This is a genomic window from Bartonella raoultii, from assembly GCF_019659805.1.
Taxonomy (GTDB): Bacteria; Pseudomonadota; Alphaproteobacteria; order Rhizobiales; family Rhizobiaceae; genus Bartonella; species Bartonella raoultii.
Map to the genome: position 1 here is coordinate 345,001 of NZ_JAIFRO010000001.1, position 20,035 is coordinate 365,035.

Sequence of the window (20,035 nt, forward strand, 5' to 3'; positions counted from 1 at the left end):
AGCTGGATTTACTTTAGACAAAAGCAATGAATTTCTTTCTATTCTGACACTCGTTGATCCTTTAGAATTAGAAGGTCTATCCTCTTCTTCCCAATTTACCGATGCCCCTGAAGTGCGTATTATTCAAGAAAATGTGACCGTTTCTCCTCAAACGCATCGGATTGATCTTACGAAAAACTATGTCGAAGATATTATTCCTATCCGTAAAAAACAAACCATTGCCGATGCTTTCAAAGCAACCAATTATACAAAAAAGCAAATTGAACAGGTTGCTAAAGCTTTAACGCTGCTCCAGCATTCTGAGATGCTACAAGAAGGGAGCCTTTTACGCATTGGCATTGTTCTACAGGCTGGAGAAGAAGATCATCTTGTGCGTGTAAGCATTTATCACGGAATACATCATGTTCTCACCATTGCTCTCAATGATACAGGACAATTTGTGGAAAGTGCAGAGCCCAAAATGTCTCGTGCACTGAAAACGGCTTTGCAAAAGGGTGTTCCACATTTTCAGGTTAATACAGCGCAATTACCCACAGCTTATGATGCTCTTTATAATGCTCTGCTCAGCCATAATATGTCACAATCTCTTTCTCAACGTCTTATTCGTCTGCTTGCCACCAATATTGATATGAAAAGCCGGATATCGCCAAACGATCACCTCGAAATATTTTATGCCCTACCACAGATAAGCCAGACAGGAAAAAACGACAAAAAAAGCCGAAAAGAAAAAGCATCACCGAAAAACCTCGATCCTGAAATTCGTTATATCAGCGCCACCTTTGGCAATACCACCTATAAATATTATCGTTATCAATCAAAAGATGGCAGTGTTGATTATTATGATTCGGAAGGAAAAAGTATGCGCCCCTTTCTGCTCCGAAAACCCACACCAAACGGCATTTTTGGCTCTCCTTTTGGACCACGCAAACATCCTATTTTAGGCTATGTTCGTATGCACACAGGGGTTGATTGGGTAGCGCCAAAAGGATCACCCATTATTGCTGTGGGAGATGGTATTGTGACAAAAGTAGGAGTAACAGGTGGTTATGGAAATCATACAGAGATTCAACATGCCAATGGATATGTGAGCACTTATTCACACCAAAGCCGTTATGCACCAAATATCAAACCAGGTGTCAAGGTGCGGCAAGGACAAATTATTGGCTATGTGGGATCAACGGGAATGGCAACGGGACCCCATTGTCATTTTGAAATCATTGTCAATGGCGTAAAAGTAGACCCCATGCGCATTCGGATACCTGACAGTAAAGCTTTAACCAACCAAGATCTGCAAGCATTCTTGCGCGAGAAAAATAATATTGATTCTTTAATAAACAATCCAGCATCACCCTTAGAAGAAGATGCTTCTTAAAATCAACCTTTCAAAATAAGCTTTTTTCTCAAAGCACAATCGGTTGAAAGCGTTTTACCGCAATAGCAATATCCTTCAATAAGCTGCTATCATCCTATAAAATTCCCATACAAGACAAAATATAAAAAAAGCCAACGAAACCAAGCACAAAGAAAGAGTTTTCTTCTTGAACAAATTCTATCCAATCTTGGCAAAACCGTCATTCCCTATGCAATTTAAACAAGATGCTCTCTTTTCATAAAGCACCAGTAAAAAACAAAATGCTCAAAAGAGAAAACAGAAACGTTACAAAGACAATGGCAAAATGCCAGAAAACCACAATGCCAGAAAACCACAATGCCAGAAAACCACAATGAAAGACTCTCTCATAACAACGATCCAAACAGTGATAAAAACATATTAAATTTTAAAAATAACATAATAGGAACAAAAAATATTTTTGGGGAAATGATGAATAATACAAAATATGTCATTAGAAAAAAAAGAAGCTCTAATGATATCATGCTTGTCAAGTATTTTTCTAAGTTATTTATTTGGGGTAATAATTTTATGAAATACCAATATAGAACAATCACTACAATTTTTTTTTCCATTTTTATGTGCATAAAACCTGCTTTTTCTCATACACAAAACGTTTCTGTAAATCATGAAAAAAGGCAAAATTTCATCAACCAATTACCGAAACCTAAACGAAATTCCTTTGCTGATCGTTCAACTGATGTATATATTGTGAATGAACTGACTGGTCCACCAACTTCTATGGTGTTAATTGATAAAGGTCTCAAGCATGGAGAATGGAAAACCGGTGACTATTGGGGAAATACGGGTCCTTCAAAGAAGATTGCAGCTGGTGTGGTAGGAAAAGCAGCAACAACATCAAATGCTTGGTTTTTGGGCGCTGGAGGATGGGTTAAATATAGAGTGAAAGATGACGGAACGATCTTAACATTCCGCTGGTATAATCCCTATAATGGTACCAATGAATATTCTGCTACCTCTAGCAACAAGGATTATTATTTTGAACGCATAGAGGGAGAAGGTTATAACGCAAGAACAATTTGGTACGTCAAAAGAAAGACGCCTAAGAATTATAACATTGTCATAGCAGCCGACCCACAAGCATGGCGTTTGGTTTCCGGTGATCCTAATGCGTACAGCAACAGAAAACCATGGCTCAAGACAAATAGAAAAGTTGCCAGCGCATTAGAATCCCACGCTGCTGCATTTTACATTGTCAATGGCGATTTAACAGAGTTTGGTCGCCTTCAAACTTATCAAGATTATGCAAATGTCTATAAAAGCATGCCTTATCCTGTCTATGAAGGACTAGGCAATCACGATTATGCCAATAATGTTCGTGATTGTATGATACTGATATCAAATCTTTCAAAAGATGCCTGTGCGATAAGTGCTGTGAAAAGAATGCTAACAGAGATGAATAAATATAGCAATTCTCTATCCCAGTTCAATCAGCACGTGAGCTCTTATCAGACCATGCGTTTTAAAAGAGCGCATCTCTTCATAACTGGGAGTTTAAGCTACTCATGGGATTATGGAGATATTCACTATGTACAGCTTCACAATTATCCAACCTATACTGCGCATTTATCCGATAATCATACGACAGTTAGAATAACCGAAGCTTTAGAGTGGTTGAAAAAAGATTTAGAAGCCGCTGATAAAAGAGGAAAAGTGACTATTCTCAATTTTCACGATGGGCGTCCCTATTTTCCAGATGGTGATTCGCATTTTCTTCATCCTCAAAATATGAAGAGTCTTGCTGCCTTTAAATCACTCATTACTTCTCATAATGTCAAAGCAATCTTTGTAGGACATGAGCATTACCACGCCTATTGCCGTGCGCAAGATGACAAAGTTTTCGGAAATATTCCCCTCTACACAGCAGGGGCACTTTTTAGAGGAGACTACTATCTTGTTCATGTGCAAGGAAAAAACATTCACGTCAAAGCTTATAATGGAATAACAGGCAAACCCGTTTTGATGGAGGATTTAGGACGAAATGGAGAGAAAAGTCCCCTTTGGAAAGGTTGTAGCAATTTATAAGCCTCTCTTTTGTTTTTAACCTTAATAAATAAAAGGGAATCTTAAAGGTTCCCTTACGAGGAAGCTGTATCTTTTGCACCACTTGTATTGAGTTTTGGCAAAGGAATAATAATTTTTGTTCCCCCCAAAGCAGAACTTTCAAAGAGAGGCTTTTCACCAAATTGCATACAAAGCTGTTCCACAACCAAACGACCAAGACCCGTTTTTTGCTCTAACGTTTGGTTTTTTATACCCACACCATCATCTTCAACAATAAGCATTAATTGCCCGTCAGGCTTGGGACCAAAGGAGATATAAATATGGCCTGCACGCTGATCTGGAAAAGCGTGTTTTAAGGAATTTGTAAGCAATTCACCAAGAATAATTCCAAGCGTTGTGGCATCTCTTGAAGGCAAACGGCACTCTTTAAAAGAAGTATGAATCGTAATGTTTTCACGTAATTCAAAAGGCACAGCCAATTCAACATCATGCACCACTGAACTTAGAAATTCCGCCAAGAGAGTTGTTTCCATATCATCACCCAAACGCAAGCGACGATGCGCTGTGGAAATGGTCTGGATACGATCGCGTGCTGCTCCAAGAACAGAACGCACTTCTTCATTTTTGCTGCGATTTAATTGTAGTCCCAGCAAAGAAGACACAGTTCCAAGAGAATTTCCAATGCGATGGCTTGCATCTTGCAACAACATTTCAACACGTTGGCGTTCTTTTTCAGCGTAATTGCGTGCTTTTTCCAATTCTTGTGTTCGTTCTTTCACCCGTGCTTCCAAAGCGGCATTTTCACTATGAAGCAGCATTTGATACATTTTCAAAGAACGCACATCACGATGAAAACGATTAATGACAAAATAGGCTGAAATAAAAGTACTCACCACAGAGACAATTGCAGCCAATGTTAAAGCAGCACGCATCAATGCTATACCTTCGCGCTGTTTTTGCCGCACCGCATCATCGCCATTCAGAAAGCTTGTCATCAATTGTGCCAAACGCGCTACTTGAATTTTTGGGAGTTCAGAGGAAACAGAAGATTGATTGGGAAGCATATCAAGAGCATGCATATGACTATGCATAAAAGCCTTGCGTGCTTCAACTTCTTTTCTAAAAGCATTAAACCATTCATACCATTTAGGGTGTGCATAGACAAGCAGCGCTATATAATCGAGAATATCGTTAAGCGCACGCTCAGCATTTTCAAAACGGGATTTATCTTCTATTTTACGGGTTTTTGTATAGCTGCGATCTGCCACAGCCATATCAATTAAACTAATGAGCGCCAAATCAGCCTGTTCACGCAATTGTGAACTTGTATTTAACCGTGCTACTTCTCTATCCACTCCATTGGAGAGCAACATGATAAAGACTGATGCCAAAAGGGCCATAATAAGAGAAATAACAATCGCTATCCAACGCCAGCGTGATATTGTTGAATCCAAAGTAGGACTTTGAGGAAGCAAATTCGTCTTCGTTGTCATAGAGTTTCCATAGGCGAACCTGAAAATTGTCATTTTTCAGCACAAAGGAGGGCCGCCTTATGGATTCCAGTACAAAAGCCTGATGGATATTTTCATACAGACTTTCCTTCTTTTCCTAAAGAAACATGCCCCACACTCTGAATTTCCTCAGATGCTGACTTTACTGTAATAGCTATAACGGGAATAAAAAAAACAAGGCTCTTGACCATAATTATTATGCTTTTTTAGCCGTTAAATGAACATAATGTCGTTCCTGCTGAATAAGAATCGGGGCCATAATCGGATTGACCGTCCACATTAAGAAGTTCTTGTAAGCGATTACGCGCCCTACTCACACGGCTTTTAATGGTTCCAACAGCACAACCACAAATAGCTGCAGCATCTTCATAAGAAAAACCCGATGCCCCAATAAGGATAATGGCTTCTCTTTGATCAGCAGAAAGCATATTTAAGGCTTTTTTAAAATCTTGCAAATCAAGTAAGCCATATTGTGCAGGATGAATAGCCACATTTTGGGTAAACACCCCATCACTGTCTTGTACTTCTCTGCCTTTTTTGCGCATTTGGCTATAAAATTCATTACGTAAAATGGTAAAAAGCCAAGCTTTAAGATTGGTTCCCATTTCAAAACTATCCTGCTTAGCCCATGCTTTCATAATCGTATCTTGAACCAAATCTTCAGCTTTATCGTTTTTACCACTTAAAGAAAGTGAAAAAGCCCGCAACGCTGGAAGAACAGAAAGGAGTTCCTGTTTAAAATTTTTTGTACTCTTAACCATAAAGGATTCAAACCTTTTCCGCATTATTATCGAAACGCAACTTCTCTGCCTGCTCCAATCTATCCAAAAGCTCCAGCAAATAGGCAGGAAGAGTTTCTTCTTGAATTTCCATGTAAAATTGACGCAATTTTCGCGCTATTTCGCTATTAATGCCGAGAAGATCATCTCCATATGTGATGGGATTGCTAAGATTTTTTTCATCACGGTCGTTCATTTTTTATCCCCCTAATCCATATAGTATAAATAGCACCGAGAAGAATTTTTCGCCTTATGGTTGTAAATATAGTTGTAGACAAAAAGTTCCACACAAAAAGGAACTTTTTCCTCTCTGCAAGATTTTCACCAACAAAGTGCTTAAAAAAGGTCACAAGGAGTTATATATTATGTCATTATCCACGCGCATCGCACCGCATCTTCCCTATCTTCGGCGTTTTGCTCGCTCTGTTACGGGCAGCCAATCTTCTGGCGATGCTTATGTTTCAGCGATGTTAGAAGCGCTTATTGCCGATATTTCAATTTTTCCTCAAAAATCCAGCGACCGTATCGGAACTTATTGGCTTTTTTGCCATCTTTTTGACCAAACAACACCCAATATTCCAGAACCACTCCCACAATTTGGTCTTGAACAAAAAACCAGTGCGAAATTATCATATCTCACACCACGTGCACGCCAAGCATTCCTATTGATTGCTGTTGAAGGTTTTAATGAACAAGAAGCCCGTGAAATCATGAATCTGGATGCAAAAGCATTTCGTAAGCTTCTCAACCAAGCTTCTGTTGATATTTCACAACAAATTGCTACACAAGTGATGATTATTGAAGACGAGCCACTGATTGCAATGGATATTGAACAAATGGTAGAAAGTCTAGGGCATCGGGTGGTAGGAATAGCGCGAACCCATGATGAAGCACTCCTTATGTATCATAAGGAAAAGCCGCGATTAATTTTAGCAGATATTCAATTGGCTGATAACAGTTCCGGTATTGATGCGGTCAATGACATTTTAAAAAATGACCATATACCAGTGATTTTTATCACAGCTTTTCCGGAAAGGTTATTGACAGGGGAGCGTCCAGAACCTACTTTTTTGGTGACCAAACCCTTCAATCCTGATATGGTGAAAGCGCTTATTTCACAGGCTTTATTTTTTCAAGAGAATGCATCTAAAGCGGCATAAAGTAGAGCAACATTTTCATCATGGTCGTTACGCCTCTTCCAAAGCCTCCCATGGATAAATCTCACTTAAGCGCTCTCATGCAAGCGATTCGTGGTTCTGATATTTGCGTTTTATATCAAACCACGAATTTGATCTATTTATGGGCCGAAAACTTGCCGCAACATTTGCACAATAAATGGCGCGTAGGATGCCGTGACAGTGATTTTTTGTCTCTTGATCTTGCTGATAATATGGAAACCATCAAATTGCAGGTTTTAGCCACAGGCAAAATGCAAACCATTGAAGCACGGTTTGAAGATTTATCCAAACAAGCGACTTGGTATAAATTTTCTATCGATTGTCATCGCAATGATAACGGTGACATCATCGGTATTATTACCACCGGCGTTGATATTTCAGGATTACGTAGGCGTGAACAAGTTCTTAAAATTCTTCTTCGAGAAGTAAGCCACCGTTCTAAAAATCTTCTTGCCATTATTCAAAGCATTGCCAGTCAAACGGCACGCTATACGGAATCGCTTCAGATTTTTTTACGCAAATTTCAAGGCCGTCTTCATTCCCTTTCGCATTCTCAAGATCTCATTACCGATTCCGATTGGCGTGGGGCGCAATTTCGCGAATTAGTACAATCACAAGCTTTAGGCTATTTAATGAAAGACACAGAGCGCTTTTCCCTTGAAGGCGTGGATCCTTATCTCTTTCCCAATGCCGCTTTACATATTGGTTTGGCTTTTCATGAACTGATTGTGAATTCTCTTTCTTTTGGTGCTTTATCACAAGAAAAAGGCAATATTCGTGTATCTTGTGAAGTGCACACAAAAATGAACGAAACAACACAACTCCTCATCACGTGGAAAGAAAATTTTGAAGCAGGCTCCCCCCTTCTTTTGCATGACAAAAAGGGATGTTTTGGAAGTGCTGTCCTTGAAAAGATTGTCCCTATTGCTGTAAATGGTGCAGCTTCTTTACAACGAACAGAGGAAGGTATTGTTTATTGCCTGTGGGTTCCTGATACGTATTTTGATACCCTTTTTTAAAAATCCGATAAAAAGCACACATTGTTTCTCAACAGCATTTTTTATCACAAGCGAGAATAAATACAGGCATATTTCCTTTTCAAAGCAATCTCTTTCACTCTTTTAAGATTTTTGCTTGTAAGAAATGAATTGATAAAAACGCGCTGTCAAAACCATCCATAACCTAATGGAAACTTTCTCTCTGGGCGCTTAAACTCCAAACACATCGCTACACATCATCTGATAAGAGACAAATCTTAAAATACATCTAAGTATCTCTCACATTTTGGAACAAAGAACTTTTAAAAGCGTTTTACAAGAAAAGCAGTCTATCCCCTCCATAAAGCCCATTGCATTTGGTGTTATCAACTTTCAATTTGGAAAAAATTTATGCTTCCCCTTGTTTTTATTCTCTTACTGGTTTCCTGTACAGACGATTTTAATAGCTGTTACTCTAATAAGACAATGGCCCAGATCTATCCAACAGCTCAAGCCTGTGAACAGGCCATGATACCATCCACAAAAAAATTTTCCTCTTATGGACAACAGATTTTTGCCCAATGCACAAGCATACATGCAAACTTACAGCACCAGACAGTCACTCTCACCTGGTTCATAACAAACCGCGGCAATTTTCTGCTGAAAAGTCAAACGGTAAAGGATAAAGTTTCTGCAATGGACCAAGCTCATTTTATCCCGATATCTTCCCCTCTTCTTCATTTGCCTGCCATTTCTCCCTTGCACAAAAAACCGTAAAAGCATAAACCCATAAAGATCTTTTAATTCAATGGATATGTAAAACATAATGGATAAGAAGCAAACGCAGAGTTTAAAAGAAGACTCTCATAAAGAGCAGTGTGCTCTGCCCCAAGATCATCCTTTAGATCCTGCAGTAGAGCGTGTGCGCAAAAAACTTATGCGTTTGATGATTGCTTCTATTTCTATAACACTTATTCTTCTTTTTGCAGTCTTAGTGGGTATTGTTTACAAGATTATGACAACGCCCTCAACGTCCAAGCAAACCCATTCCTTTTCTTCTCATGAAAAAAATGCACAAACTGCCCATTACACGCTTTCTTTCCCCAAAAATACACAAATTTTATCGCAAAGTCTTTCAGGAAACTATCTTATATTTAAGATCTTAACACCAGAGAGAAAAATAAAATTTATGTTTTATAATTATCTTACCAATACACTTACCACTGTTCTTACATTAGAAGAGAAAGAGGAAACCTCTTCCCTTTAAGCAGTTGCTATGACTGAATAAGAAAAATGACCCTTAACACTAAAACTTTTTCCTTTTCTGTCCAATAGCGGCTTGCCAAGCAATGCCCTTAATTTTCTCTTACATTTCTTCACAAGAGAAAAAGGAGATATTTTTTTGATGCGAGGAGGCTTTTTCTTTTGGCGCAGCCCCATACACAAAACTGTGAAGATTATCAAAGGGAAACGACCAAAGTTACCCAAAAATCAAGAATAGGCTTTTGCATATGAACACACTGTATGCTCCCCATGCCAAGCAATCTATTTTTGAGCATATCTAACATTATCTGCATAAAGCAGAGTGGTTTTCTTATCCCAAAGGTAAAAATACTGCAAAGAACACTTCTTTATGATTCCCACATCGTAGACCACATTCAAACAGATGAAAATAGGACTCCCATCCATGCCTTTGTATCTGATCATTTAAAAAAGAGATTTTTTGTTTTTATAAAAGAAATCTATATGTTTATCGCCATAATATATGGTTTTGATTATGAAATAGGAGATTTAAAACGTACAAAACGCTCTTCCTTTCAATTTCATTCATGGATAAATCATAAAAACCCTCTACTGGCATATCACCAAGCAAAGCAGGCTCTATGAATAAAGCTAAAAAGCGGTATACTTTCTTGCATGAAAAATTTTAATATAAGGACTCTTGAGAACATTAAGAGCGCTCAATACGGTGTAACAATATCCGCTTTCTTACTTCATCAACATCAAGACGGTTTTTCCCCATAACATTCATGCGCTCTCTCTACGAAAGAGGCCTGAAAACATGAAAAAATATTGCAAAAGAGACATATAAATTCATACGAACAGTGGCTATAGCGTGCAAAGCGCGCACACCTTGCGAAAAACCGCTCCATGCACGCTTAAAACACCAATTTTTTATTTAAACATTTTCCTCTGCAGAAGATGTTACCACGCGACGCCGGCGTGGTTTTCTCTGAATCTCTTCTCCCACGACAGATAAAGAGGAAGCTTTTTCTTTTGAAGCTTTTCCATTCTCAGCAGCCTCTGCTGTTACCAAAGCAAGTTGAGAAGTTGCGTCTTCTTGCGCCCGTACAGTACGTCGCCGTGAAGAGCGCCGTGTTTTTTTAACAGGTTCTGGATTTTCTTCCACAGTAGACTGTTCTTGCTCGACTTTTTTCTCTAACACAGGAGCGGTCTCTAAAGTATCTTCACCTGCCTGCCCATTTTGGGTTTTTACAGATTGATCATACCCATTTTTTTTCACCTGTGTTTGAGAGGCTTCTGTATCATCGGTGACAGCGTCTGGTTGTTCTGCCTCAACGTTTATTTCACTACATTCTTGTCCATTATTTTCGTCACGGTTTTCTTCACGCCGCGCAGACTGAGAATTTTGTCCAGCAGACGCCAAGATAATACGTAAGTAATGCTCAGCATGCTGTAAATAATTCTCTGACATTACGCGATCGCCTGCACCTTGCGCATCACGTGCAAGACTTATGTATTTATCAGCAATTTGTTGTGCGTTTCCGCGGATTTTCACATCCGGACCGCTACTTTCATAATTTCGAGACAACGGGTTAGGACCGCGACGATTATTATTGTTATTGTTACGACCGCGTACCCGTCTATTTTGTTGTGGCCTCATTTTTATCCCTTTTGGAGTGTGTGTCTTAACTGACTCTTCTTTTTTTTATTGCATTACAATTTTTTATTGCATTACAATTTGATAATGCTGGTCATGTTGAAAATATGGTTATTGGGCTTATCTGCGTTTTATTTTACTCAAACGATACCTACTGATATTTGATAAAAGCATATATTTTTTGAAAATCACAATAACAGCAGGGAAACTTTAAGCCGAAAATTCCCTTTTCTCTGTTAACCAGCAAAAACCTAGTGATGTTCACATAAAATGCCAAGTGTTTTTTTTAAAATAGACCATATTTCACTAAAAAAATAACCATCTTGTGGAAAAACAAAAAACAAGAACACGCAAGTAACATATCTGACAAAAAAATCTGTCAGAGAATCAATAAATGTTTCTCTTTTTCCTCTAAAACCACCGACTCTTAAAAACGCCGATCTTCCTCATCTCCTCGCACACTTAATTGATAAAATGTTGACAAAGAGAGAAAGTTCCCACGAATGCTCCACCCCCCATAAGTGACTGCATAAACATACTCACTATTACAACCATAGCCTCTCTTCTACACTAAAGCAACCCCTTATGAGAGATAATTACTTCAGAAACAATAAAACGTGAGAGAAACAAAACACCCTGCGCGCGCTACACTATACACGCAGCGATTCACTACCGCTTTACAAGATCTCTTGTTTTTTATAAATAGATGAATATGGAGCATTATTCAAGTCCTTTCATCGTTAATAATTTACTCTTTTTCCCGATTAGCCCCCATGCTCTGTTGTAAAATTTGTCAGTTTTTGTCTAAAACGCTTAAAGTTTGAAGGAATTTTTATAGAATTTATGAAGCCACTTTCCTAAAATTTTATACTTTTATCAACGATCCGATAGGGATCCAATATTTTAAAAAACAGAAGTTTTTAAGAAAAAAATGACCAATATGCTACATTTTTTTAAAAACGCACAAGCTTCTTTGATAGAATCAACAAACAATTAAAGGGTTATCATGCACTCTTCCCCTTTTGTAATACTTCCTGATCCAAAAACTTTATTTGCAAAACGGTATGCACGTTTTACAGATTTAGCTAAAGCTTTTCCTCACAAAGAACCTCTTCTTTTTTTTGCACATTTTTGTCATGCACAACAACAATCTCTCAAAAGGTTTCAAGATTTCTCTGTAGCACTTTGCCGTTTTAGTACATCTACTTCCCCCCCTTTTAATCGATCAAAATTATTAATTTTAGGTTTTTATGAAAGCGTTGTTGCGGATTTTCTAAAACGTCTCTCTCATGCACCACTTTTGGGTCCAGCCCTTTTACCAAAAAGGGAGGAATCTTTAAGGAACACACAACAAGAAAAAGATCAATGGCGCGCTTGGGGACGCAATCTCTTAGAACAGCAGGTACCTCACCAGCAAGGAGCAGAACATATTGTCATCCTTGGTGCTCTACAAATCATTTATTCTCTCACCGCTTCCCAACTTGATACCCAAACTCTCACCATGGAAAAAAACAATCTTTGCCCTGCTTGTAGTGGTACCCCTTCTGCCAGTCTCATAATGGATTGGCAAAAAAACGAGAATCTGCGGTTTTATTCTTGCCTTTATTGCAACACACTCTGGTATAGCCAAAACAACCAATGCAGCTTTTGTAAAAGCCCCAAAAAACAAAAAGCCCTTCCCCCTATAAGAGAAAATACAGAAGATATTTTATTAGAAATTTGTGAAAAATGTGAAAAATACTCTCCACAATTCAATCACCATAAAAATCCCCTCTTGGATGTTTTTGCCGATGCTATTAACATAGCCTCTTCTGATTTTTTACAACAAATCTCTTCTTCCTTAAAGCCTGAGAATTTTAATCCTTTTTTAGCAACCAACAGATGAGGTCCCTAAACGTTTCTCAAATCAAAAAACTTAATACTCCAAAGCCTTAAAAAAACCCCACCCCCGGCAGCGGCAACGGAAAGCTGCCGGGTCTATGGAGCGGTGACACGGATTACGCACTACAAAGCTTACTACAGAGAGACATAGCAAATACCACAATCCCTTAAAAGCCACCTCACTCACACCACAACCAATGGGAGAGCTTTTTTTTATTATCACGAACAATAGGGCTGTTTTATGATGAAATAAAAGCGTTTCTCAGATAATAATAGGCAAAAGGATATCATAAAAATGCAATATTTTTCAAACACATGAAATGAAAAAAAATCGAATGAAAAAGAATGTTTTGATATAGTTTTTTCACCCCTCTTTTTAAAATTATACGCCATAAAGAAAAGGCAACATCAAAGCTCTATTTTCATCATTACAATAGTTTATACGGCCCTTTCCAGCATAAGAAAACAAAAAGCATCCATCACGCAAGCCTTCTCTCTTTTATAACCCGCTAAGCCAAAAGAAGTATCATTTTACAAAATGCAAATAGTCTGTGAGCGCTTTCTTTTTATTTTCTTCTATTTTAGACCTATAGATTAAAAATAATTGCGTATTTTACTTTTTTTATCCTCTTTTTCACTGAGAAAACAATCTCGTAAAAGAAAATAGTTTCCATCACCGGGACGCACTATTTTTGTACATGTTTTCTTTACGTGATCGGGAAGCGTTTTCCACATTTCACGAATTGCAAAATAAGCTTCACTTTCCAAAGCGATACAACGCTGATAAACATCTCTCTTCATATCAGAAATAACTGAAGCAGCAATTTCCTTACAATATATACGCATATCAAAGACAGGTATCGTCAATTCAACAGACGTTTGTGGTCCTTCTTGTTTATGGGAATAAAAATGATGCATTATTTTAACCACAAGAACACCAAAAACGACAATACAAAAGAGCAGCATAAAAACAAGAGTGATCTTACGATATAATCTTTTAAAATAAGCCTTTCGCCGCGCACGGATTCTTTTTTCCATAAGGGCTGTATCCTTTAATACCTTAAGATAAGCTTTTACAAAAAAAATGATAAAAGCCTCTCCTGTCTACAAGAAAAGTATAATCCCATAAAAGACACACATTACAACCGCATACACTTCATTTTTTTTCGTTAAAACACACCTTTTCTTTAAAGGATGCGCTATTTTATCTTCTTATTTTTTTAAAATTTTCATAAAAGTCCTTTTGTCTTCCCTTTATAAAAAATAAAAAAAGCCTTATCATAGGGCTTTGCTGCTGTAGAATTGAGAGGATAAAATTGCCTGACTTTGAAAGTCAAGCTATTAAAAAGCAACAAGCAACGCTTTCCTTTTCACGAAATACAAAGAGTATAGTCTATTGTGCTTATAGCAGTTAATGTTATGCAGAGCATTTGCAAAAAAGATTTTATGCCTTTCCCTGTGGCTTACACCATAAACCTTTTCCCTTCACAAAAACAGCAAATACCTCGTTTTTTGTCTTTTCATTTGGATAAAGATTCCTCTAAAAGCGAGTCTTTTCTTTATATCACAATCAGCTTTACCTCATTTTCATCAGCCCTCTTTGCGCAAAAATGAAATATCACAAACCTTAGGGGAACAGGACATTATAAAACGGATGCGTATATTCTGTTACCATTTTTCACATGTGTTATGGAGCATAGTTGTTTTGCTTTAGAGAACAAAACTTTGCTCTTAAAATGCCATTCCAGAAAACAAAATCAATGCTTTACGAACGATTATCTTTATAAAGATGCAAGCAAAAAGCCTTTTTTCTTGTTTTCACGCGTAGCTTCTCTTGCTTTTTCACAAGAGAGAGCATTTTTAAAGCGTTTCAAACACTTAAAAGAGCAATTGGCGAAAGAAATTGAGCAACCCCAAAGCCTGCGTTCTTTTTTGTACAATATACGCGTCTTAGACTTTTTTACCACGACGCATATAAGCAGCTGTCTTTATCCAAACATAAACATTGTATACACCCATATCCTTCTCTCATAGCTGATAAGAATATAGCTTGTTTTATTTATGTTGAATACGTGCAAGATCTGAAGTACATGTCTTTACTTGTTGTTCTAAAACATCCATGCGTTTTAAGATGCGTGTCATATCTTCTTGCAATTGCTTTACCAAGGCATTCAAAGGTGCATGCCCCATTCTTCCACTCGCATAAAGAACCACACGAATATGTTCAGGGTCCTCAATATCAGCAATAGAAAATGGAAAAAGTGCCATAATATTTCTCCTTTTGCTGCACTCTCATTTTACTCCTTCATGGGATAAGGATTTTTTAAAAAGTTTAAAAAAAGTGTTTGTTCTCTTCTCTTGCTTTAAGACTTAAAGAAAAAACGCTTCATTTTTCGCTCTTCTTCCAAGCACGCTTTAACAAAGCTTTTAGAAAGCTATTCCAATAAATTGCCTCTTTTGTCTTTATAAAGACAAGGATACATTTAAATTTTTAACTGTGCCCTTTCTTTCTAGCAATATTGTAAAACACATCTTCAACTTTCTTAAAAACGCTTTCATTTTCAAGTTTTCACAGCATAAACAACGGCAATATTGACAGGACGCGTTTCCGTCCCTCCTGTGTAATCTAAAGAGATTTTATGCTCATGCTCTCCAGCAACATATGTTTGCCCAGGTACACTGTTTTTACTAGATAAAATTTCTGATGCAGTGTATGAAAAAGGAGGAGAGAGCTTACCAATGATCAAAGGATATTCATGGCTATGTTTGCCTGCACGATCTGTTTTTCCTTCATGGGTATGAGCACGAAAACTTTCACTTTGAAAGCTTCCCAAGACACGTCTTTGATCGATGCCTTTTCCATGATCTAAGCCGCGCAAAAATATTCCCCGCAAATCAGGAACATTAAATGTTGTCCGGCCATTACCTTTTCCCCATGTCTCTCCAAGAGCAATAAAAAGATTTTCATATTTACTCCGAGAATAGGCTTTACCATCACAAAGCAGCCAATCGTCTGGAATTTTTTCTGTAGCAAAGGTACCAATAAATCCCGATGGAATACTTGGAGGAGGCGCAGGAATTTCAGGAAACTCAATGGTAGGATTGGTTAAGAACCACCCATCCTTATTATCAAAAAGCCCCGCAGAATAGACAAGTTCATAAAGTCCACCCCGTTGCATTTCCCCCCCCTCTAGAGGAGAAATACCATAAGGTTTTGCTGTAAAAACAGGACATTCGCTTAATTGATTTAATGCAATATTTGTTTGTCCTATATTTTGTATGGGTGCTTTGAATCGAACAACGATACCACTCGTATAGGCATCAACAGCAGATTGTATCGTTAAACGAAAAGTGGAGATATTTTTCACCCCATCGATAGAGGCGCGCGCGGTAGCCATACCAGAATTATCCAATAAGTATTCTTTAATGCGTTGCATCATCACGCGAGCGCTATCATTAACCGAACTTGGAGGTTGCCCTTCTGCCCAATTAATGTTCTCATCTGCATAAGCATTTTCAGAGGCTATAAGTGACCAATTATAAATAGAACTCATAGAATATATCCTTTTTGCAAGAAACGAAAAGGGGCAAAAATCAAAGAAAAGAACGCCATGATTTTATTTTTAGGCTTTTTTATTGTCTTCATTTTCAAGCCAATTTTACGATAATCGACATGCAAGAGCTTGGTTTTTGCGTTCATATAAACAGCATCAGGGTTTAAATGCAGCACCTCTTGTGCCAAAACGCCAAGGTAGCGTTGCGGATCTCCTTTGTAATTAAAAGCATAAAGAGAATACCCCTTTTTCTTTCCCACCGGGACAATATTTTCTTTCGCTCTCACATCACAAAGTCCTAAAATTCCCCCAGCCAATCCGACCAATTTTTGTAAATCGCGTAAAGGATCTTTTGTTACCGAAGGCATTGTGGTTGTTTTGCCTGATTGTGTTCCATAATTTCCAGCCGCTTGTGTTCCCACTTGTAATAAGCGTTCTAGCTGGTTCCATTGTTGATTATCTTGTTCTGTCCATTTTTGTCGTTCAGCATCAAGAACATCTTGGCGATGCGCATCTTGGATCATTCCACCTTTCAAAGCATTGCTTTGTGCATTACTTTGTCCTTGATAATAGTTATTTGCGGCATTAACCTGATCACGCAAAGAGCGATCAATCATCTGGTTTGCATTCATCATATTATTGATATCTTGATTATATTGCTGTGCAGCAGCATTTGTAGCCAATGCTCCAAGTTCATCAGCTAAAACCCCGGTATGAGCCCCTGAACCATACCGCCCAGCCCCTGCCATTGATTGATTAATGGCATCAGAAGTTTTGCTGAGAGCATTTTGCAAAGCGGCATTAAATTTACTATTATTTCCAATCCAATCTCCTTTTGCCATCTCAGAGAGGTTCATTGCACTTTTTGTTGGTGCATTAAACCACTGTGTAAGGGTTGGATTATTATACTGCTCTGCCGCCTTTCCTAAACCGGTGAGAGCATTTTTTGTTCTATCACTTAAATCAGCGATACGCTGTCCTTGGTAGATATTGCCCCCAATTCCTTTATTATAAAGGTTCTGCGCTTGAGCACTGGCTTTTTTAAAGATATCAGCCGCCCACGCGGGTGGAGCATTTGTTTGTGTTGTTGTTTGAACTTGAGGTGTTGTTCGTCTACTCATGGCAGCAAAACCTTTCTATAATGAATAAGATTATAAGAATATCCGTGATGATGAAGCCTTTTAGCCCATCCAATCCTTCCCAGCATGATGATCTCTTCAGCATGAATTTTTCGCGCCCATTCTTCAAGCTTATCGATCAATTTGACCAATTCCAGCCCTCCCTCTCCGGCAAGGTCTGAAAGGAGAACGCGTTTTTTTCCAGTATGGGTTTTTTCAACTTTGGTGATAGCAAAAGCACTAAAAGCGCTTTTATTTTTTAAGATCAGCCATAATTGTGCCTTTCCTGTCGCAATTTCTTCAGCAATAGTAGCCAAGCACACATCATCAGGAAAACGCTTAGCATATTTTCTAAGGGCCCCATTGAGAGCATTTTGATAGGGCGCTATTTTTTCCCATGACCATTGATCGGTCAAATGTACAGAATAAGAATTTTGTCCCTCATATTGTGATTTCATCATTTTAGCATTTTTAATTTTTTCATAAACCTATCAGCCCCTTGCTTTAAACATGGGCGTTCCCAATAGCACACCTTCAAAACATGACCACGAATAGCCTTAAAAGCCCCCTTGTTTCTCCACTACCAGCCTAAATGCTCATACAAGTTGATCCAGAGCGGCTTTAGACATTTTTTTTAAAAGGAAAGAGACCTTACATAATTTTTTGTTATAAAGGCATTGTTTAGCGCACACCTGCAGGCTTCAATTCCACATCAAATCCTGTAATATGCGACCAATTTATTCCCGCCGGAATGCGCAATTTAAAGCGATAAAAGCGCGCTCTTGCGCGACAGTGAATTTGTCCAGTGTTATGAGAGGGCTTTTTTTCTGGCAACCAAACGGTTTTTTCTTCAAGAGATTGCCGAAAGCGCATTCCCACAGATAAATAAAACTCCGTACTATTGACCTGCGGCATAATATTTTTCACCCGCGTTATCATACCATTTGTCTGCCCCATTTCTTGTGAAGTCACCACACAAGCCATAGAAGGACCAGAAAAGGCTCCCACCCTTCCTAGATGATCAAATGCCCCTAGAATAGGCGATTCATTTTTCCAAGCCTTACTATCAAGAGAAACGGCAAGATCATCAAGATTGTTTTCAATGAAATCTAGCTCTTCCAGTGAAGTTCCAGCCAAAAAGATTGGCAAAATCATTTTGATATCTACAGTTGCTTTTGTCCATTTTTGCAATCCCCAATCATAAATGAGCAAAATACGTTCTTTTGTATCCTTATTGGTATTGAGAACCCAATAGACGCGATTATAAATTCCATCGATAGCAGCAGACAAAGTCGATAAATTATTCCGAATAGATTTTTCTGTCATCGTTCGGTCGACTTTTTCAAAACCGATAGGAATAATTTGTCCTTCATTGGTCATTTGATAAAATCCGCCCTCATCGGCAAAAAAAGCAAGATCACCGCGACAAACGATAGAGGCTGCATTTTTTACGCCACGTTTATCGTGTATTTTTTGGAAACTAAAGATAATCTTAGAACCTGGAATAAAAGATCCAGCATAAATAGCAGACCGCATAAAGATGATTGGATTTGTTGTTTCCGTTGCTCCTTGTATAAAACCGCCATCAGGAAAATCTTGATAATCGCAGCTTTTTTTCCCCACCGTCCAAAATTCAGCATCGTTCAACCCAGACCAATGGACCCGTCTTGGATATTCGGCTAATTTCATGAGACAAACAAAATCCCCCCACACACGTACGATTCCTGCTTGTGGAGGATTTCCGCCTAAATCTCTAAACCTTTTATCATGATTAATATCAATGACTTGTGGTTTATCATTAGCATTTACAGCGATCACATAATCCCCAAAAAACGCGAAAGACCAGGGCGTATCAACATTGGCAAGATAGCTTTTTCCTTCTTGGCTAATATCTTGCCATTTCATTGTCATATTATCGAGAAGGTAGATTTTTTCTGGAGTTCCAGCAATAATCGAGACACCATTTTTTGTTTTTACCGCCAAAGCGCCTAAAACCTGATCAGGACAAGGCAAGGATATTGGTTGAAAACTTGGCATAGGGATATAAGATCCATCGGCTGGCAATACATTGGCAATTTCATTCGTAAAGACGCTATTAATGTCAGCAACATCGGGTCGATAATCAGAGATTGGGAAAAAAGCCATTTAGAACCCCATTGAAACAATATTTTAAAAGCCAGATGCTTTTTTCATGGCACCAAAGCTTGTTTTATTTTCATCACAAAAGCCTTTTAAAGGAATCAAAACTCTGTGAGAAATGTATTAAGATGCAAAGGCTAAAGAGACGATTGATTATAGACAAACAATAAAGAGCAATGTGCACTGGATAAAATACCATGGTTCCAGCACCTCAAACCACGCCTCAAACTTAACCCCCGTAAGCCCCAAGCCTAAAGCTTACCCCGTAAACCCCAAGCCTAAAGCTTACCCCGTAAACCCCAAGCTTAAAGCTTACCCCGTAAACCAAGCCTAAAGCTTACCCCGTAAGCCCCAAGCCTAAAGCTTACCCCGTAAACCTCAAGCTTAAAGCTTACCCCCCCGTAAGCCCCAAGCCTAAAGCTTACCCCGTAAGCCCCAAGCCTACAGCTTACCCCGTAAACCCCAAGCCTAAAGCTTCCCCCGTAAACCCCAAGCTTAAAGCTTCCCCCGTAAACCAAGCCTAAAGCTTACCCCGTAAGCCCCAAGCCTAAAGCTTACCCCGTAAACCTCAAGCTTAAAGC

General features: G+C 38.5%; 17 protein-coding genes (1 of these 17 cut by a window edge). 7 read left to right on the top strand and 10 right to left on the bottom strand.

Annotated features, from left to right (window positions below):
• Positions 1–1,372, top strand: partial view of a M23 family metallopeptidase gene (locus K3248_RS01355; protein ID WP_220716561.1) — the 3' portion only. 620 nt of this gene lie to the left of the window's left edge; the window shows 1,372 of its 1,992 coding nt (coding positions 621–1,992); its start codon lies off the left edge, out of view; it ends in the stop codon at positions 1,370–1,372.
• Between the two features lie 549 nt (positions 1,373–1,921).
• A complete protein-coding gene (locus K3248_RS01360; protein ID WP_220716562.1) occupies positions 1,922–3,436 on the top strand; it encodes a metallophosphoesterase in 1,515 nt (504 codons plus the stop codon).
• Positions 3,437–3,489: 53 nt separating this feature from the next.
• On the opposite strand, the gene K3248_RS01365 is transcribed toward K3248_RS01360, so the two are convergent.
• The 3 genes from K3248_RS01365 to K3248_RS01375 form a co-directional block, all read right to left on the bottom strand.
• Complete coding sequence (locus tag K3248_RS01365; RefSeq protein WP_220716563.1) at positions 3,490–4,908, bottom strand: sensor histidine kinase; 1,419 nt, start codon at positions 4,906–4,908, stop codon at positions 3,490–3,492.
• Between the two features lie 224 nt (positions 4,909–5,132).
• On the bottom strand, positions 5,133–5,687 hold the full coding sequence (locus tag K3248_RS01370) for an RNA polymerase sigma factor (protein WP_220716564.1): 555 nt from the start codon (positions 5,685–5,687) through the stop codon (positions 5,133–5,135).
• A 7-nt stretch (positions 5,688–5,694) separates the two neighbouring features.
• Entirely contained in the window at positions 5,695–5,901 is a 207-nt protein-coding gene (locus K3248_RS01375) for a NepR family anti-sigma factor (RefSeq protein ID WP_220716565.1), read from the bottom strand.
• A gap of 169 nt (positions 5,902–6,070) precedes the next feature.
• Between K3248_RS01375 and K3248_RS01380 the strand changes: the two genes are divergently transcribed.
• The 4 genes from K3248_RS01380 (at position 6,071) to K3248_RS01395 (ending at position 9,127) form a co-directional block, all read left to right on the top strand.
• A complete protein-coding gene (locus tag K3248_RS01380) occupies positions 6,071–6,865 on the top strand; it encodes a response regulator (RefSeq protein WP_220716566.1) in 795 nt (264 codons plus the stop codon).
• 20 nt (positions 6,866–6,885) lie between these two features.
• Entirely contained in the window at positions 6,886–7,902 is a 1,017-nt protein-coding gene (locus tag K3248_RS01385; protein ID WP_220716567.1) for a PAS domain-containing sensor histidine kinase, read from the top strand.
• Positions 7,903–8,271: 369 nt separating this feature from the next.
• A complete protein-coding gene (locus K3248_RS01390; RefSeq protein WP_220716568.1) occupies positions 8,272–8,637 on the top strand; it encodes a hypothetical protein in 366 nt (121 codons plus the stop codon).
• Between the two features lie 46 nt (positions 8,638–8,683).
• Entirely contained in the window at positions 8,684–9,127 is a 444-nt protein-coding gene (locus K3248_RS01395; protein ID WP_220716589.1) for a hypothetical protein, read from the top strand.
• Positions 9,128–10,039: 912 nt separating this feature from the next.
• Here the strand turns inward: K3248_RS01395 and K3248_RS01400 are convergent.
• Entirely contained in the window at positions 10,040–10,765 is a 726-nt protein-coding gene (locus tag K3248_RS01400; RefSeq protein WP_220716569.1) for a DUF4167 domain-containing protein, read from the bottom strand.
• A 1,003-nt stretch (positions 10,766–11,768) separates the two neighbouring features.
• Between K3248_RS01400 and fdhE the strand changes: the two genes are divergently transcribed.
• On the top strand, positions 11,769–12,647 hold the full coding sequence (gene fdhE, locus K3248_RS01405; protein WP_220716570.1) for a formate dehydrogenase accessory protein FdhE domain-containing protein: 879 nt from the start codon (positions 11,769–11,771) through the stop codon (positions 12,645–12,647).
• A gap of 590 nt (positions 12,648–13,237) precedes the next feature.
• On the opposite strand, the gene K3248_RS01410 is transcribed toward fdhE, so the two are convergent.
• From K3248_RS01410 to bgtE, 6 genes are all read right to left on the bottom strand, one after another.
• The gene (locus tag K3248_RS01410; RefSeq protein ID WP_220716571.1) at positions 13,238–13,681 is read right to left on the bottom strand and encodes a hypothetical protein; all 444 of its coding nucleotides are present in this window, start codon (positions 13,679–13,681) and stop codon (positions 13,238–13,240) included.
• A 1,017-nt stretch (positions 13,682–14,698) separates the two neighbouring features.
• Positions 14,699–14,911, bottom strand: coding sequence for a hypothetical protein (locus tag K3248_RS01415; RefSeq protein ID WP_220716572.1), 213 nt, complete (start codon positions 14,909–14,911; stop codon positions 14,699–14,701).
• A 293-nt stretch (positions 14,912–15,204) separates the two neighbouring features.
• Complete coding sequence (bgtC, locus tag K3248_RS01420) at positions 15,205–16,197, bottom strand: gene transfer agent tail collar protein BgtC (protein ID WP_220716573.1); 993 nt, start codon at positions 16,195–16,197, stop codon at positions 15,205–15,207.
• On the bottom strand, positions 16,194–17,318 hold the full coding sequence (gene bgtD / locus K3248_RS01425; protein ID WP_220716574.1) for a BaGTA-type gene transfer agent maturation protease BgtD: 1,125 nt from the start codon (positions 17,316–17,318) through the stop codon (positions 16,194–16,196). The genes bgtC and bgtD overlap by 4 nt, the downstream gene beginning before the upstream one ends.
• Complete coding sequence (locus K3248_RS01430; protein ID WP_220716575.1) at positions 17,315–17,773, bottom strand: hypothetical protein; 459 nt, start codon at positions 17,771–17,773, stop codon at positions 17,315–17,317. The genes bgtD and K3248_RS01430 overlap by 4 nt, the downstream gene beginning before the upstream one ends.
• Positions 17,774–17,996: 223 nt before the next feature.
• Entirely contained in the window at positions 17,997–19,460 is a 1,464-nt protein-coding gene (bgtE, locus tag K3248_RS01435; protein WP_220716576.1) for a gene transfer agent protein BgtE, read from the bottom strand.
• Positions 19,461–20,035: the final 575 nt, after the last annotated feature.

Bases quoted from the DNA above. Each gene is read 5' to 3' on its own strand.
- K3248_RS01360 (WP_220716562.1), top strand. From the start codon at position 1,922: ATGAAATACCAATATAGAACAATCACTACAATTTTTTTTTCCATTTTT.
- K3248_RS01365 (WP_220716563.1), bottom strand. From the start codon at position 4,908: ATGACAACGAAGACGAATTTGCTTCCTCAAAGTCCTACTTTGGATTCA.
- K3248_RS01370 (WP_220716564.1), bottom strand. From the start codon at position 5,687: ATGGTTAAGAGTACAAAAAATTTTAAACAGGAACTCCTTTCTGTTCTT.
- K3248_RS01375 (WP_220716565.1), bottom strand. From the start codon at position 5,901: ATGAACGACCGTGATGAAAAAAATCTTAGCAATCCCATCACATATGGA.
- K3248_RS01380 (WP_220716566.1), top strand. From the start codon at position 6,071: ATGTCATTATCCACGCGCATCGCACCGCATCTTCCCTATCTTCGGCGT.
- K3248_RS01385 (WP_220716567.1), top strand. From the start codon at position 6,886: ATGGTCGTTACGCCTCTTCCAAAGCCTCCCATGGATAAATCTCACTTA.
- K3248_RS01390 (WP_220716568.1), top strand. From the start codon at position 8,272: ATGCTTCCCCTTGTTTTTATTCTCTTACTGGTTTCCTGTACAGACGAT.
- K3248_RS01400 (WP_220716569.1), bottom strand. From the start codon at position 10,765: ATGAGGCCACAACAAAATAGACGGGTACGCGGTCGTAACAATAACAAT.
- fdhE (WP_220716570.1), top strand. From the start codon at position 11,769: ATGCACTCTTCCCCTTTTGTAATACTTCCTGATCCAAAAACTTTATTT.
- K3248_RS01410 (WP_220716571.1), bottom strand. From the start codon at position 13,681: ATGGAAAAAAGAATCCGTGCGCGGCGAAAGGCTTATTTTAAAAGATTA.
- K3248_RS01415 (WP_220716572.1), bottom strand. From the start codon at position 14,911: ATGGCACTTTTTCCATTTTCTATTGCTGATATTGAGGACCCTGAACAT.
- bgtC (WP_220716573.1), bottom strand. From the start codon at position 16,197: ATGAGTTCTATTTATAATTGGTCACTTATAGCCTCTGAAAATGCTTAT.
- bgtD (WP_220716574.1), bottom strand. From the start codon at position 17,318: ATGAGTAGACGAACAACACCTCAAGTTCAAACAACAACACAAACAAAT.
- K3248_RS01430 (WP_220716575.1), bottom strand. From the start codon at position 17,773: ATGAAATCACAATATGAGGGACAAAATTCTTATTCTGTACATTTGACC.
- bgtE (WP_220716576.1), bottom strand. From the start codon at position 19,460: ATGGCTTTTTTCCCAATCTCTGATTATCGACCCGATGTTGCTGACATT.